Genomic DNA, 13,953 nt, shown 5'->3' with positions numbered 1-13,953 from the left:
CGACTGGAAGCCGAGGTCATCCGAGATGAGTCAGGACGAGCAGCCGTCCGGCGACTACGCCGCCACGCCCGCGCGTACTCCCATGGCCCCCATGGAAATCTTCGAGCGCTCCGAGGCACGCTCGATGCCGTGCCGCCACCACACCTGGGACCACAGCCCGGGCGGAGAGAGTTGCCCCTTCACCGACCCCATCTCGCTCGGACTGTGACACGCAGCGGACCCACACCACGCTGAACCTCACACCAAGGAGATTCCATCGTGAGCCAGGACGAACTCTTGGCGCGCTTGGAGACCGCCGTGGTCGACGCGTACTCCCTGTACCGCATCGCCCTGGGACACACCCCACGCGGATCCGTCCTGCGAGACGCGGCTCTGACCGGTGACATCCGCCTGGTCGTGCCCGCGTTCAGCTTCGGCGTCGCCTGCGCCATGCGTACCTGCTGGGACGAGGAGTGCGACGAACGGCACCCGCCTGGCGCCGGGGCGACGATCCGCCGGTTCCTCGGCGGCCCCGGCGTCGAGGCCGCCGAACCCACGCCGGAGGCGACGGTGGCGGCCGGGCAGTTGTACGCGGACTGCGCCCAGCACCGTGTCACGGGCGCCGAGGTCCTCGCCGCCTGCCACACGGTGGTGCTGGCCGGCGATCGCGGGACGCCCCTGGTCTCGGCGGCCCGGGCGTCGTACTGCTATATGCCGCTGGCCGACCGGCGACCGGGCCTCCGTATCGACTACGTCTGACACCGTCACCCGACCCGGTCCGACTCGCCACCACTGAACGGGAGAAGCAACCCCCCATGTCGTATGTGATTGCGCAGCCCTGCGTCGACGTCAAGGACAAGGCCTGTCTCGAAGAGTGCCCCGTCGACTGCATCTACGAGGGCGAGCGCGCCCTCTACATCCAGCCCGACGAATGCGTCGACTGCGGCGCCTGCGAGCCGGTGTGCCCCGTGGAGGCCATCTTCTACGAGGACGACGTCCCCGCGAAGTGGCAGGTCTACATTCAGGCCAACGCGGAGTTCTTCACCGAGCTCGGATCGCCCGGCGGCGCCTCGAAGCTGGGTCTGATCGAGCACGACCACGCCCTGGTCGCCGCGCAGCCCCAGCAGACCCTGGCCTGAGAGGGAATCGTGAGCATGACTGTCCCGTCCCCCTGGCTCAAGCGCATCGGGGGGCCTGCCCAGGCCGACGGCGGCACGCCCGAGTTGGTGTGCTTCCCGCACTCCGGTGGCGCCGCGAGCTGGTACCGGCCCCTCGCCGCCGAGCTCGGCGACGACACCCTGACCGTCGCGGTGCAGTACCCGGGCCGACAGGAACGGCACGACGAGCCGGCCATCACCGATCTGCACGAGCTGGCCAACCGCACCGCCGAGGCGCTCGGCAACGCCGACGCCGGCGTGCCGCGGATCTTCTTCGGCCACAGTATGGGCGCCATCCTCGCCTACGAGGTCGCTCAGCGGCTCGGCGAGCGGGGTCCGGCGGCGCTGCTCGCCTCGGGCCGCCCCGCCCCCGACCGTGTTCGGCCGACCACTTCGTACCTCCTCGACGACGCGGCGCTGGCCGAGCAGATCTCCTGGCTCGGCGGCACCACGAAGGAACTGCTCGACGACCCCGAGATGCGCTCGCTCCTGCTGCCGGTGATCCGCAGCGACTACCGGGCGAGCGAGACCTACCGCCCTCGGCCGGGCTGTGGTCCGCTGGGCTGTTCCCTGATCGCGCTGGGAGGCGATGGGGACCCCGTCGCGCCGCTCGACGACGTCCGGGCCTGGTCCCGCCATACAACCGGCCCGTTCCGCCTGGAGCTTCTGCCGGGTGGCCACTTTTACCTCCTGGACCACTGGGCGGCCATCGCCGGCCTCGTACGGACCTGCGTTCGACCGCTGACGTCGGTGCCTGGAATCATGCCCGGATGAGCGACATGCCTCCCCCGAGCCAGCGCGTCGAGCCGTTCCGCCTGGACATCGCGGAAGCCGATCTGGACGACCTGCGCCGACGCCTGGACCACACCCGCTGGCCCGACGAACTGCCGGGCGCGGGCTGGGATTACGGGGTGCCACTCGCGCATCTCCAAGAGCTCGCCCGGTACTGGCGGCACGACTACGACTGGCGTGCCGCCGAGGCCCGGCTCAACGAGTGGCCGCAGTACACCACCCGGATCGACGGCGCCCGCGTCCACTTCGCGTACATCCGCTCTCCCGAACCCGATGCCACGCCCCTGCTGATGACCCACGGCTGGCCCGGCTCCCTGGTCGAATTCACCCACGTCGCCGGACCCCTCACCGATCCGGCGCGATACGGCGGGGATCCCGCCGACGCCTTCCACCTGGTGCTGCCGAGCATTCCGGGCTTCGGCCTGTCGGGTCCCACGAGCGAGCGCGGCTGGGAACCGCGCAGGGTGACCGCGGCCTTCGCCGAACTCATGCGCCGGCTCGGCCACGAGCGCTACGGGGTGCAGGGCGGGGACTGGGGCGCCGCGATCTCCCGCGAACTCGGCCGTACGCGCCCCGAGGTGATCGGCGTCCACCTGAACCTTCTGCCCAACGGCTACATGGCGCACGACCCCGGCGACCTCTCCGGACTCTCACCGCAGGAGGCCGAGAACACCCGCCGGTCCTGGGCCCGCTTCCAGGAGTGGGTACGCGACCGGCAGGGCTACGCGGACATCCAGTCCACCCGTCCGCAGACCCTGGCGTACGGCCTGACCGACTCGCCGGTCGGCCAACTCGCCTGGGTCGCGGAAAAGTTCCACGAGTGGGCCGAACACACTGTGAACCGTGACCTCCTGCTCACCAACGTCATGCTGTATTGGCTGACCGCCACCGCTGGCTCCTCCGCGCGCATCTACTACGAGCGCGCGCACGCGGACTACTGGGGCACCCCGCCCGAACCCTCCACGGCACCGACCGCCGTCGCCCACTTCCCCCACGACAACTTCGTCCTCCTCAAGCACATCGCGCAGGAGACGAACAACATCGTCCAGTGGACGGACCACGAACGCGGCGGCCATTTCCCCGCCCTGGAAGAGCCGGACCTGCTCGTCGACGACATCCGGAGGTTTTTCCGCATCCTGCGCCTCGGAGCGGATCATAACTGAGCGTCAGCTCCAATAACTGGGTACACCTTGCCGTGCGTGAATGGGGTGCTCTGGGCATATCGGTCCAGCGCGCCCGATTCGCGGAAGGTGGGCGATGAGCAGTGCCGAGACGCGCATCAAGGCGTGAAGCGGGACCGCGACGGAGACCCGGTCAATGGCGAGCCCGTCGTCATCGATCTTCCTCCCATCTTCACGCCCGCCGAGATCAAGGAGTTGAAAGCCGCCGCCAAGCGCCCGGCGCGACGATCGCCCCAGAGGCGGATCTATGAACTCTCCGGGCGCGTCGTGAGCCCCTGTGGCCAGCGACAGGACGTCGACCGCCCCCTCGCCTCGGTGTTCGCCGAGCTGATCGTCCGGGCGTGGATGCCGGCCCGGGCCGCGGCCTCGACCTGGTTGCGCATGAGGGCGAGCAGCGGGGAGACGATCACGGTGGGGCCGCTTCCGCGCGCCCGGAGCAGGGAGGTGGCCACGAAGTAGACCGCGGACCTGCCCAGCCGGTGCGCTGCACCACCAGGGCCCGGCGCCGGTCGGCGACGAGGGCCTCGATCGCCTTCCACTGGTCCTCGCGCAGTCGGGCCGTGCCCGTGCCGTCGCCGACCGGACGGGCGAGGACCGCGTCGGCCGCCTTCCGGAGGTCTGTGTTGCTCGTGTGCTCCGTGGGTTCCATACGACAGGACGGCACTGACAACCGGGAAAGCCCGGAGCCGGGGCAGGCGCGTCGAAGCGGGCACGCGGGCTGCGACTGACGTGTCCTCGTCCAGAGTTGTCCACAGGCCCAAGCGGACTTTTGCATTCCGCGAGATCGTCGGCACATGACGAATCACAGCGAAACGGCCGGACCCTTCGAAAACGGGGACATCGCGTACGACGGATCCGACGCCGTGCACCAGGTCACCCTCCGCACCCCCGCCGAGCTCGCGGACGCCCTGCCCTATCTGCTTGGGTACCGGCCCGAGGACAGCGTCGTCCTGGTCGCGCTGAACGACCGGGGCGGGCGCGGCCGGTTCGGCGGCCGCGCCCGGGTCGGCATTCCGGCCAGCAGTGACGACTGGCCCTTCGCGGCCCGCCAGCTGGCCCACGGTTTGATCACGGGCAGCGAGCGGAGAGGCGCCAAGCCCGGGCAGATGGTTGCCTTCCTCTGCCAGGAGCCGGCGGCGGGCGAGTCGGGCCGGGACGTCGTACGGCGGCTGGAGCCGCTGGCCCAGAAGCTGCGTACGGAATGCGGTCACCTCGACGTTCCCGTGATCGAGGCACTGTGCATCTCCGGCGGGCGCTTCTGGTCGTACTGCTGCCCGACCGACGGCTGCTGCCCCGACGACGGACTGCCCATGGGGCTGCCCGGAACCTCCGTGCTGGCCGCCGCGGCGGCGTACGCGGGCGTTCAGGTCAGGGGCAGCCTGAGGGAACTGCGGGCCAGGCTGCTGCCCTGGGAGACCGCCGCGGCCCTGGAACAGGAGATCGCCCTGGACACCGCGGGACTGTCCCTGGTGCCCAGGATTCTCGACGAGGCGGAGCGTGTGGCGGTGGCCGAGGAGACCCTGCGGCTCGCCGAGCGCGTCATGACCCGGTTCGCCGAGGCGCCCTTCGTGCCCGGTGCCGCCCGCGCGGACCTCCACGACGACCAACTGCTCGATCACGAGGAAGCGGCGTCGCTGATCCTGGGCCTCCAGGACCGTACGACGCGGGACCGCGCGGCGGAGTGGATGGAGGGGGACGAGGCCGGTCCGGCGCTGCGGCTGTGGCGGTCGCTCGCCCGACGTTGTGTCGGTCCGTACGGAGAGCACGCGGCGGCCCCCCTGACCCTCGCGGGCTGGGTGGCCTGGTCGGCCGGGGACCAGTTGGAGGCCCGCGAGGCACTGGCCATGGCGCTGGGCGCGGACCCCGACTACCTCTTCGCCCGTCTGCTGCACCAGGCCTGCAACGAGGGCCTGGACCCCGAGTCGGTCCGGCGCTGCCTGCGGGCGGAGCGCCGGGGACGGGCGGGGTCGACAGCGGCGGACGCCGGCGCCGTCGCGGAAGTGGCCGGGGCGGCAGCGGCCGGGGTCGAGGCCCACCAGGGCGAACCGGCCGCCAGGGCCGACACGGTAACTGCGATCACCGCGGTCACCGCGCCCCCTGGGGACGCCGAGGACACCATGGCCACCGGGGACGCCGTGGCCACCGCGGTCAGCGAGGATGCCGTGGGGCCGCAGGGGGCGAGCGGAACCGGGGGCGGCGCTGCCTCGGGGGTGCCGGACCCCGTGTCCGGCCGTGGTCGTCCGACGCGCGTGGAGGGGCCCGTTCCGGCCGGGTCGCGCCCCGCGACCTCACGGACGGACCGAGCGTGCCCGGGTCCCGCCAGGTCGCCGGGCCGTCCGGGTACGCGCACTTCAGGACGGGGTGGTCCGCGTCGCCGAGGTGCCGGCAGGCCGGGTGCCGACCGGGGGAGCGGTGCCTCCGAGAAGCGCCCGTGAAGGAACGCGCACAGGGTCGCGAAGTGAGGGGGACCGATGCGGATCAGCCATTGACGGGACCGGCGAAAGGAGTGTTTATCGTCAGGCAGACGACTATGATCGCGACATGCCCTACGACCCGTCAGCCTTTCCGCCTTTCGCCGTCACCGTTGACCTGGTCGTGCTGACCGTGCGCCGCCATTCCCTGTGCGCGCTGGCGGTGCGCAGGGGTGAGCCGCCGTTCCAGGGCCGGTGGGCGCTTCCCGGAGGGTTCGTACGGGAAGACGAGGATCTGGCACAGGCGGCGGCGCGGGAGCTGGCCGAGGAGACCGGACTGCGCGTACACGACCCGTTCGCCCCGGTCCAGGACGACGGCGCGCACCTGGAGCAGCTCGCGACCTACGGCGACCCGAAGCGTGACCCGCGGATGAGGGTCGTCAGCGTCGCTCATCTCGCCCTGGCTCCGGATCTGCCGGCGCCCCGGGCGGGTGGCGATGCCGACCACGCCCGTTGGGCGCCCGTGGAGGAGTTGCTGCGCCAGGGCGGCTACGGCCGTGACGGAGAGCCGGTGGCGCCGCTGGCCTTCGATCACGCCCAGATCCTCGCGGACGGAGTGGAGCGGGCCCGCTCGAAGATCGAGTACTCGTCGCTGGCGACCGCGTTCTGTCCGCCGGAGTTCACCGTCGGTGAACTGCGCCGTGTCTACGAGGGGGTGTGGGGCGTGGCGCTGGATCCGCGCAACTTCCACCGCAAGGTGACGGGCACCCCGGGCTTCCTCGTGCCGACCGGAGGGACGACCACCCGCCAGGGCGGCCGGCCGGCCCAGCTCTTCCGGGCCGGGGGAGCCACGCTGCTCAACCCGCCGATGCTGCGCCCGGAGGTCTGACCCTCGTCCGCCCGTCGCCGTCGTGAGCCGGTGTGTTCGCCAAGCCGGACGCCGGGCACGGAGAACCGATCCAGTTGACCATGTGGGAGGAAGGAGGCGAGTAACGCCGAACGGTTGCCGAAAGCGAGGCGCGATACCCGGAAAAAGCGGACATGACGCGCTATCTTGCTGCGGTGATCCAGGCCTTCGGACTGACCAGCGACTCCCGTAAGGACCTTCCGCTCTCCGTCGACGACGTCTCCTTCGCAGCGCACGCGGGTCGTGTCACCGCGCTCCTCGGAACGGCGGGCTCGGGCAAGACGACGACGCTCAGACTCATGCTCGAGCTTCAACAGGGCTGCGGCATCACCTACTTCAAGGGTCGCCCCCTGCACCGCATCGCTCACCCCTCGCGTGAGGTCGGCGTTCTTCTGGGCGACGTTCCGGGACACCCCGCGCGCACGGTCCGTGGCCATCTGCGCATGCTGTGCGCCGCGGCGGGGCTTCCGGTACGGCGCGCCGACGAAGTCCTCGAGGCCGTCGGGCTCGTCAGCTTCCGGGACGAGCGACTTGGCACTCTGTCCCGGGGGATGGACCGCCGGCTGGGGCTGGCCTGCGTCATGCTGGCCGACCCGCACACGCTGGTGCTCGACGCCCCCGCCGGCGGACTGTCCGTGCGGGAAGGCCGTTGGCTGCACGGTGTGCTGCGGGCCCATGCGAACCAGGGCGGTACGGTCCTGTTCACCACGGCGGACCCCAAGGAGGCGGCCCGCACCGCCGACCGCGTCGTGACGCTCGAACGCGGCAGACTCGTCGCCGATCAGGAGGCCGCGGACTTCGCCCGCCACCGGCTGCGTCCCCGCGTCAGCGTGCGCAGCCCGCACGCCGCGCGACTCGGTGCTCTCCTGACCAAGGAGGCCCGTACCGCCCGCCGCTCCGTCGAAGTCGTACGCGAGACCGGCAACCGTCTGTCCGTCTACGGCAGTACGTGTGCCGATGTCGGCGAGGCCGCGTTTCGCCACGGCATCCTCATCCATCAACTTGCCCACGAGGTGGGGGACATGGGCGCCGGCGCCGGTTCAACGCCTTCGGTGGCGGACGCGGGGGCGCGGCTCGCGGACAGCGAAGAGGGCGGCGCGAAAGAGGGCGGCGCGCTCGCCTCTTCGCCCACAGACGGCGGTTCCGCCGACCAGCACTCGGAGGAGCCGCACCCGGGGGAGCCGCCTGTCATCAGGCGCCCGAAGAGCGAGTCCGGCACGGCGCAAGGCCTCGGCTCTGCCCTGGAGCTGCGGGCGATGGTGGCCTCCCCCGCGGCTCACAAGGGAAGCCTGCTCCCGGCGGCCGGCTCCGGTGAAGGGAGGCCCGTCACTCGTACCGCCGACGGCGCGGATCTCACGACCGGTTCCGGGGGCCCGGGCGCCAACGCCGAGCCTGACGACCCGGTTGCCCTCACCGGCGTCGGCGCCTCGGGGCCCACCATCGGCCACGGCGGTCCGGGCCGCGCCCACGATTCCCAGGCGCCGGCAACGGCCACCGGCTCCGAGGGCAGCACCGGTGCCCCCGCTTCTCTGCCCCTCGTCCCGACCAACGGTTCCGAAGCCCCCGGCACCACCGCCGGTTTCGAAGCCCCCGGCACCACCGGCGGTTTCGAAGCCCGTGACTCGGCCACCGCCCCCAAAGCCCGTGACTCGACCACCGCCCCCAAAGTCCGCGACTCGACCACCGCCCCGGAAGTCCTCAACTCGACCGTCGCTCCCGAAGCCCGCGGTTCGACCACCGGTTCCGAGCCGAAGGCCGCCACCGCCACCACCCCTGACGTGGCCGGCGCCGCCCCCTGCGCCGCCGGCGTTTCCTCGCTCTCCGAAGAACCGTCTGCGTGTGCTGAAACCGCGGACGAAGCCGCCTCGGCGACCACGCGCCCCGACCAACCCCCGGCCACCCGGCGGACGACCGCGCACCCCGCCCCCGCACACCACCCCGCCCCCGTACCTCCAACGACCGACCACCCCGCACACCCCCACCCGTCCATCCCAACCCCCCGCCCTGCCGAGGCCGCCGGCATCGACGGTTCGTCCTCCCTGCCACCCCCCATCTCCGTCCGGCCCGGTGCCGGCCCCCTGCGGCCCCTGCGGTACGAGCTGCGCCGGGCCACCGGGGTCGGCACCGGCTTCTTCGTCAGTGCCGTCGTCCTCGTCTGTTCCGTCCTCACGGCTCTGGTCATGGGGCGGATGGGACATGCTCCGCAGCCTCGGCTGCTGGCGGCGTGGCCGCGGCAACTGCCTCTGCCGCCGGCGGCGCTCGGCGCCGGGTTGCTCGGGGCGTTCGCCTTCGGGGACGAGTTCCGTCACCCCGCGCTGGCGGCGGACCGTGGCACCGTCCCCCGTCGGCTGGGGCTGCTCGCCGCGAAGCTGACCGTGGCCACCGCGACCGCGCTGGTGCTCGCCTTCCTCACGGTCGGCTGCGACGCCGAGGTGCTCTATGCCATGTACGGGCAGGAACTCGCCCAGGTTCCGGGCGACTGGCTCTCGCTGAGCGCGAGTTGGCTGTGCCTCGTGGCGGGCTGCGCCTGGGCCGGGGTGCTGGCGGCGGGGGTGTTCCGGTCCACCACGGCAGGGCTCGCGGCCGTGCTCTCCGTACCGGTGCTCGTCGTGCCCCTGGTGGAGAAGGCGTTGGGAGGCAGGGAGTGGGACGCCGCCGGTCTTACCGCCCGGCTGCGTCGGGTCCACCTGCTCCAGTGGCCCTTCGGCGGTGACCGCTACGTGGCCGCCGCAGCGCGGCTGATCGCCCAACCCCTGGGCGGGGCTCTGGCGTTGACGCTCGGCGGGCTGCTGTGCGCGTACCTGCTGACGGCGCTGCGGAGCCGGACCCGATGACAGGGGTTCGCTCCCTTTCGGTCGGGCTCCGTAAGCAACTTCCCAGGGAGAGCCCATTTCTTTCCGATAAGGCGTCAATTGAGGCGAAGTGAGCGATCACCCTTTCGTGTGCTTTTCACCAAAGACCTCAAGGGAGTTGGAGACGACGCCGACAAAAGATCCGTGAGTACCCTTGCGCACACCATGATGACCGCCGCCCGCTCCACAGACTCCGGTCTCGTCGGCCCGGGCGAACTAGACCGTTACCCCTACGCCGAGGCGCCCGTCCCCGGCCGCGTCGCGAGCCCCGCCTGGGAGGGCGCCGACCCGGAGCTGGGGCGCGTGGGCCGGCGTGCCGCGGGCAGCCGCGGACGCGGACTGCACGGCCAACTCGTCCAGCAGCTGGGTCAGATGATCGTCTCCGGCGACCTGGGCGCCGACCGTCCGCTGGTGCCCGAGGAGATCGGCCAGCGCTTCGAGGTCTCCCGCACCGTCGTCCGCGAGTCGCTCCGCGTGCTGGAGGCCAAGGGCCTGGTCAGCGCCCGCCCGAACGTCGGGACGCGGGTGCGCCCGGTCAGCGACTGGAATCTCCTGGACCCGGACATCATCGAGTGGCGGGCGTTCGGTCCGCAGCGCGACGACCAGCGCCGCGAGCTCAGCGAACTGCGCTGGACGATCGAGCCGCTCGCCGCGCGTCTCGCCGCCGGGCACGGCCGCGAGGACATCCACCAGCGCCTGTCCGACATGGTCGAGATCATGGGGCACGCCCTGGGGCAGGGCGACGCGCTCACCTTCTCCCGCGCGGATGCCGAGTTCCACTCGCTGCTCATCCAGATCGCGGGCAACCGGATGCTGGACCACCTCTCCGGGATCGTCTCGGCCGCCCTCCAGGTGTCCGGCGGGCCCGTCACGGGCTGCGACCGTCCGAACGAGGCCTCCCTCGCGCAGCACGCCCGCATCGTCGACGCGGTCGTGGCCGGCGACGGCACCGCGGCGGAAGGCGCCATGCGTCAATTGCTCACGGTGCACCCCGAGGTCGAACGGGTGGTTCCCGCGCCGCGCGAGCACTGAACCGCGCGAGCACCGGTCCCTGCGTGGGCGGCACGGCCCGGGCCCTGCCGTCCTCCGGCGGGCTCCCGCGAGAGGCGGGTCGCCGGCCGGCCGTGGGTGTCACACCCGACACACACCGGCTGACTGCGGGCACGGCTCGCGCCGCAGGCCGGCTGACGGCGGGAAGCGCCCCGTCGCCCACCGGCCGACCGAGGGCATCGCCCCGCCGCGGACCGGCCGACCGCAGGCACCGCCTCCGTCGCACACCGGCCGACCGCGCGCGGCACCGTCGCACCCCGGCCGACCGTGTGACCCGCTCCCGTCGCCATACGGCCGACCGAGGGCGCCGACCCGCAGCAGACCGGCCGACCGGTACGCCGCCCCCGCCGCGAACCCGTGAACCCGCGGAGCCGTACGTGACCGGGGCGAGCCGCCTGTGGGTTCGTCACCGTGGTGGGTACCCGACTCCATCTGCCCATCTCTGACCCTTTTTACGCACTTACGGGGTGTGACTGGGGCCACGCAGATTGGGCGTAACACTCCTGGGTACAACGCGATGACCTAAGAGGTGACGGCCGAGGAGGGAATACGGACGCCGATGTACGGCGCTGTGCAACTTCCCGGCCCCCGCCCGCGCCGTCGGCCCAATCCCCAGGCCGGTGGTCGGCTCCTGTCCATGACGGACGGGGCCGGAAGCCGTTTTCCAACGTTCCGAGAGGTTGTTCGTGTCGGCCAGCACATCCCGTACGCTCCCGCCGGAGATCGCCGAGTCCGTCTCTGTCATGGCGCTCATTGAGCGGGGAAAGGCTGAGGGGCAGATCGCCGGCGACGATGTGCGTCGGGCCTTCGAAGCTGACCAGATTCCGGCCACTCAGTGGAAGAACGTACTGCGCAGCCTCAACCAGATCCTCGAGGAAGAGGGTGTGACGCTGATGGTCAGTGCCGCGGAGCCCAACAAGCGCACCCGCAAGAGCGTCGCAGCGAAGAGCCCGGCCAAGCGCACCGCCACCAAGACGGTCGCGGCGAAGACGGTGACCACCAGGAAGGCCACCGCCACCGCTGCCCCGGCGGCGCCCACCGCCGGCGCGTCCGTCGAGGAAGAGACCCCCGCGAAGAAGGCCGCTGCCAAGAAGACGACGGCCGCCAGGAAGGCGGTGGCCAAGAAGACGACGGCCGCCAAGAAGACGGCTGCCAAGAAGACCACCGCCGCCAAGAAGGACGACGCCGAACTTCTCGAGGAAGAGGTGCTCGAGGAGGCCAAGGGCGCCGAGGAGCCCGAGGGCACCGAGAGCGCCGGCTTCGTGCTGTCCGACGAGGACGAGGACGACGCGCCCGCCCAGCAGGTCGCCGCGGCCGGCGCCACCGCCGACCCGGTGAAGGACTACCTCAAGCAGATCGGCAAGGTCCCCCTGCTCAACGCCGAGCAGGAAGTGGAGCTGGCCAAGCGCATCGAGGCGGGCCTCTTCGCCGAGGACAAGCTGGCCAACTCCGACAAGCTCGCCCCCAAGCTCAAGCGCGAGCTGGAGATCATCGCCGAGGACGGCCGCCGCGCCAAGAACCACCTCCTGGAGGCCAACCTCCGTCTGGTGGTCTCCCTGGCCAAGCGCTACACGGGCCGCGGCATGCTCTTCCTGGACCTCATCCAGGAGGGCAACCTCGGTCTGATCCGCGCGGTGGAGAAGTTCGACTACACCAAGGGCTACAAGTTCTCCACGTACGCCACCTGGTGGATCCGTCAGGCGATCACCCGGGCGATGGCCGACCAGGCCCGCACCATCCGTATCCCGGTGCACATGGTCGAGGTCATCAACAAGCTCGCGCGCGTGCAGCGCCAGATGCTCCAGGACCTGGGCCGTGAGCCCACCCCGGAGGAGCTGGCCAAGGAGCTCGACATGACCCCGGAGAAGGTCATCGAGGTCCAGAAGTACGGCCGCGAGCCCATCTCGCTGCACACCCCGCTGGGCGAGGACGGCGACAGCGAGTTCGGTGACCTCATCGAGGACTCCGAGGCGGTCGTCCCGGCCGACGCGGTCAGCTTCACGCTGCTCCAGGAGCAGCTGCACTCGGTCCTCGACACCCTGTCCGAGCGCGAGGCCGGCGTCGTCTCCATGCGCTTCGGTCTCACCGACGGCCAGCCGAAGACCCTCGACGAGATCGGCAAGGTCTACGGCGTGACGCGTGAGCGGATCCGCCAGATCGAGTCCAAGACCATGTCGAAGCTGCGCCACCCGTCGCGCTCGCAGGTGCTGCGCGACTACCTCGACTAGTCCGGTACTTCGACTGGTCCGGTCGTATGACACCGAGGGCCCGGTTCCCCCAGGGGGCCGGGTCCTCGTGCTGCGCGTCGCGTCACTGTGCATGACTCTGGGTGTTCCGTGATCGTCCGAGAGTGAGGAGCACCCATGCGACGCCGTTCTGCCCGTGCCCTGATCTGGCCGCTGGTCCTGGCGGCCGCGGGAGCCGCGATACCGCTGTCAGCGGCCGCACCTGTAGCCGCTGACAGCGTTGTCATCGGCGGCTTCCCCGTCGACGTCTCGCAGAGTCCGTGGACCGTGGCGCTCTCCAGCCGTGACCGGTTCGGAGGCACCCGCGCGGGGCAGTTCTGCGGGGGCGTGGCCATCGGTCGCACCGAGGTGCTCACCGCGGCCCACTGTCTGGCCAAAGAGGCCGTGGGCGCGCCGCCGACGCCGGATCTGAAGGTGATCACGGGCCGTACGGATCTGCTCTCCGATCAGGGCAAGGAGGTCCCCGTGCGGTCCACCTGGGTCAATCCGCACTATGACCCCACCACCAATGCCGGTGACTTCGCCGTGCTCACTCTTGCCGAGCCCATGCCGGAGAACGCCGTCGTCCCCATGGCAGCCGCGGGTGACCCGGCGTACACGCCGGGTACGAGCGCCACGGTCTACGGGTGGGGGGACACCACGGGTACCGCCGCCTATGCCCACAGCCTGCATGGGGCGCCTGTGCACGTCCTGCGGGACGAGGAGTGCCGGCAGGCCTATCCGGGCGGCGGCGAGGGCACGTACCAGCCCGAGAGCATGCTCTGTGCGGGAGAGACCGCTGGGGGCCGGGACGCGTGCCAGGGCGACAGTGGGGGCCCGCTGGTCGCCCAGGGGCGCCTGATCGGGCTTGTGTCGTGGGGCAGCGGCTGCGGGCGCGCCGGGAGCCCTGGTGTCTACACGCGTGTCTCCGAGGTGGTCCGGGCGCTGGGCCGGGTCGGCAAGAAGGCGCCGCGCCCGCCGTCCGGCGAGTCGTGACCGGCGTCGCCGGTCACGAGGACGGGCGGTCGCTCCTGGGTGCCAGGGGCGACCGCCCGTTCGCCGGTCTGTGCCGAGCTCGCTCGTCGGGCGGGAGGGTCAGAGCTCTTCCTCGGAGGCGTTCGCCGGAACGGAGGTCAGGCGCTCGGTCTCGTCCTGTATCTCAGCGGCGATCTTCTTGAGTTCTGGCTCGAACTTGCGACCGTGGTGGGCGCAGAAGAGCAGTTCTCCGCCGCTCAGCAGGACGACGCGCAGGTATGCCTGGGCGCCGCAGCGGTCGCAGCGATCAGCGGCCGTCAGTGGGCTCGCGGGGGTCAGAACAGTAGTCACGTCGCCTCTTCTCTAGCTCGACGAGCTGTCGTACCAGGGTCAACATCCAACCAGCCCCAAACGTTCCCGATCG

12 protein-coding genes and 1 pseudogene are annotated in these 13,953 nt (G+C 71.4%); 11 read left to right on the top strand and 2 right to left on the bottom strand.

From position 1 onward, the window contains the following. Nucleotides 1-25 precede the first annotated feature (25 nt). The 5 genes from CG719_RS23685 to CG719_RS23665 are packed head-to-tail and all read left to right on the top strand — an operon-like array spanning nt 26 to nt 3,091. Nucleotides 26-208: a hypothetical protein gene (locus tag CG719_RS23685; protein ID WP_100570691.1), complete on the top strand. Its 183-nt coding sequence runs from the start codon at nt 26-28 to the stop codon at nt 206-208. A 50-nt stretch (nt 209-258) separates the two neighbouring features. Next, nucleotides 259-738 carry a hypothetical protein gene (locus CG719_RS23680; RefSeq protein WP_100570690.1) on the top strand — a complete coding sequence of 160 codons (480 nt, stop codon included), beginning with the start codon at nt 259-261 and terminating at the stop codon, nt 736-738. Between the two features lie 56 nt (nt 739-794). Beyond that, a complete protein-coding gene (gene fdxA, locus CG719_RS23675; RefSeq protein WP_100570689.1) occupies nt 795-1,118 on the top strand; it encodes a ferredoxin in 324 nt (107 codons plus the stop codon). Between the two features lie 15 nt (nt 1,119-1,133). Then, nucleotides 1,134-1,910: a thioesterase II family protein gene (locus tag CG719_RS23670; RefSeq protein ID WP_100570688.1), complete on the top strand. Its 777-nt coding sequence runs from the start codon at nt 1,134-1,136 to the stop codon at nt 1,908-1,910. Beyond that, the gene (locus CG719_RS23665; protein WP_401739863.1) at nt 1,907-3,091 is read left to right on the top strand and encodes an epoxide hydrolase family protein; all 1,185 of its coding nucleotides are present in this window, start codon (nt 1,907-1,909) and stop codon (nt 3,089-3,091) included. The genes CG719_RS23670 and CG719_RS23665 overlap by 4 nt, the downstream gene beginning before the upstream one ends. Nucleotides 3,092-3,420: 329 nt before the next feature. On the opposite strand, the pseudogene CG719_RS23660 reads toward CG719_RS23665, so the two are convergent. Continuing rightward, a pseudogene (locus CG719_RS23660) lies at nt 3,421-3,758 on the bottom strand (recombinase RecQ); the annotation flags it as partial. Between the two features lie 145 nt (nt 3,759-3,903). Here CG719_RS23660 and CG719_RS23655 point away from each other — a divergent pair. The 6 genes from CG719_RS23655 (at nt 3,904) to CG719_RS23630 (ending at nt 13,550) form a co-directional block, all read left to right on the top strand. Beyond that, on the top strand, nt 3,904-5,544 hold the full coding sequence (locus CG719_RS23655) for a DUF4192 domain-containing protein (RefSeq protein ID WP_100570687.1): 1,641 nt from the start codon (nt 3,904-3,906) through the stop codon (nt 5,542-5,544). A gap of 106 nt (nt 5,545-5,650) precedes the next feature. Continuing rightward, nucleotides 5,651-6,409 (top strand): NUDIX hydrolase, encoded by a 759-nt coding sequence (locus tag CG719_RS23650; protein WP_100570686.1) that lies wholly within the window; start codon nt 5,651-5,653, stop codon nt 6,407-6,409. Between the two features lie 152 nt (nt 6,410-6,561). Further along, nucleotides 6,562-9,261: an ATP-binding cassette domain-containing protein gene (locus CG719_RS23645; RefSeq protein ID WP_442802743.1), complete on the top strand. Its 2,700-nt coding sequence runs from the start codon at nt 6,562-6,564 to the stop codon at nt 9,259-9,261. A 162-nt stretch (nt 9,262-9,423) separates the two neighbouring features. Then, nucleotides 9,424-10,311, top strand: coding sequence for a FadR/GntR family transcriptional regulator (locus CG719_RS23640; protein ID WP_100570684.1), 888 nt, complete (start codon nt 9,424-9,426; stop codon nt 10,309-10,311). Nucleotides 10,312-11,015: 704 nt separating this feature from the next. Further along, entirely contained in the window at nt 11,016-12,557 is a 1,542-nt protein-coding gene (locus tag CG719_RS23635; RefSeq protein WP_100570782.1) for an RNA polymerase sigma factor, read from the top strand. Nucleotides 12,558-12,692: 135 nt separating this feature from the next. Then, nucleotides 12,693-13,550 carry a S1 family peptidase gene (locus tag CG719_RS23630; protein WP_100570683.1) on the top strand — a complete coding sequence of 286 codons (858 nt, stop codon included), beginning with the start codon at nt 12,693-12,695 and terminating at the stop codon, nt 13,548-13,550. 99 nt (nt 13,551-13,649) lie between these two features. Here CG719_RS23630 and CG719_RS23625 read toward each other — a convergent pair whose 3' ends face one another. Next, nucleotides 13,650-13,880, bottom strand: coding sequence for a DUF7455 domain-containing protein (locus CG719_RS23625; RefSeq protein WP_100570682.1), 231 nt, complete (start codon nt 13,878-13,880; stop codon nt 13,650-13,652). Nucleotides 13,881-13,953: the final 73 nt, after the last annotated feature.

It is taken from the genome of Streptomyces sp. CB01373 (genome assembly GCF_002803075.1).
Taxonomy (GTDB): domain Bacteria; phylum Actinomycetota; class Actinomycetes; order Streptomycetales; family Streptomycetaceae; genus Streptomyces.
Note: the sequence above shows the minus strand (reverse complement) of the source record. Positions and strands in the feature narration are given on the sequence as shown.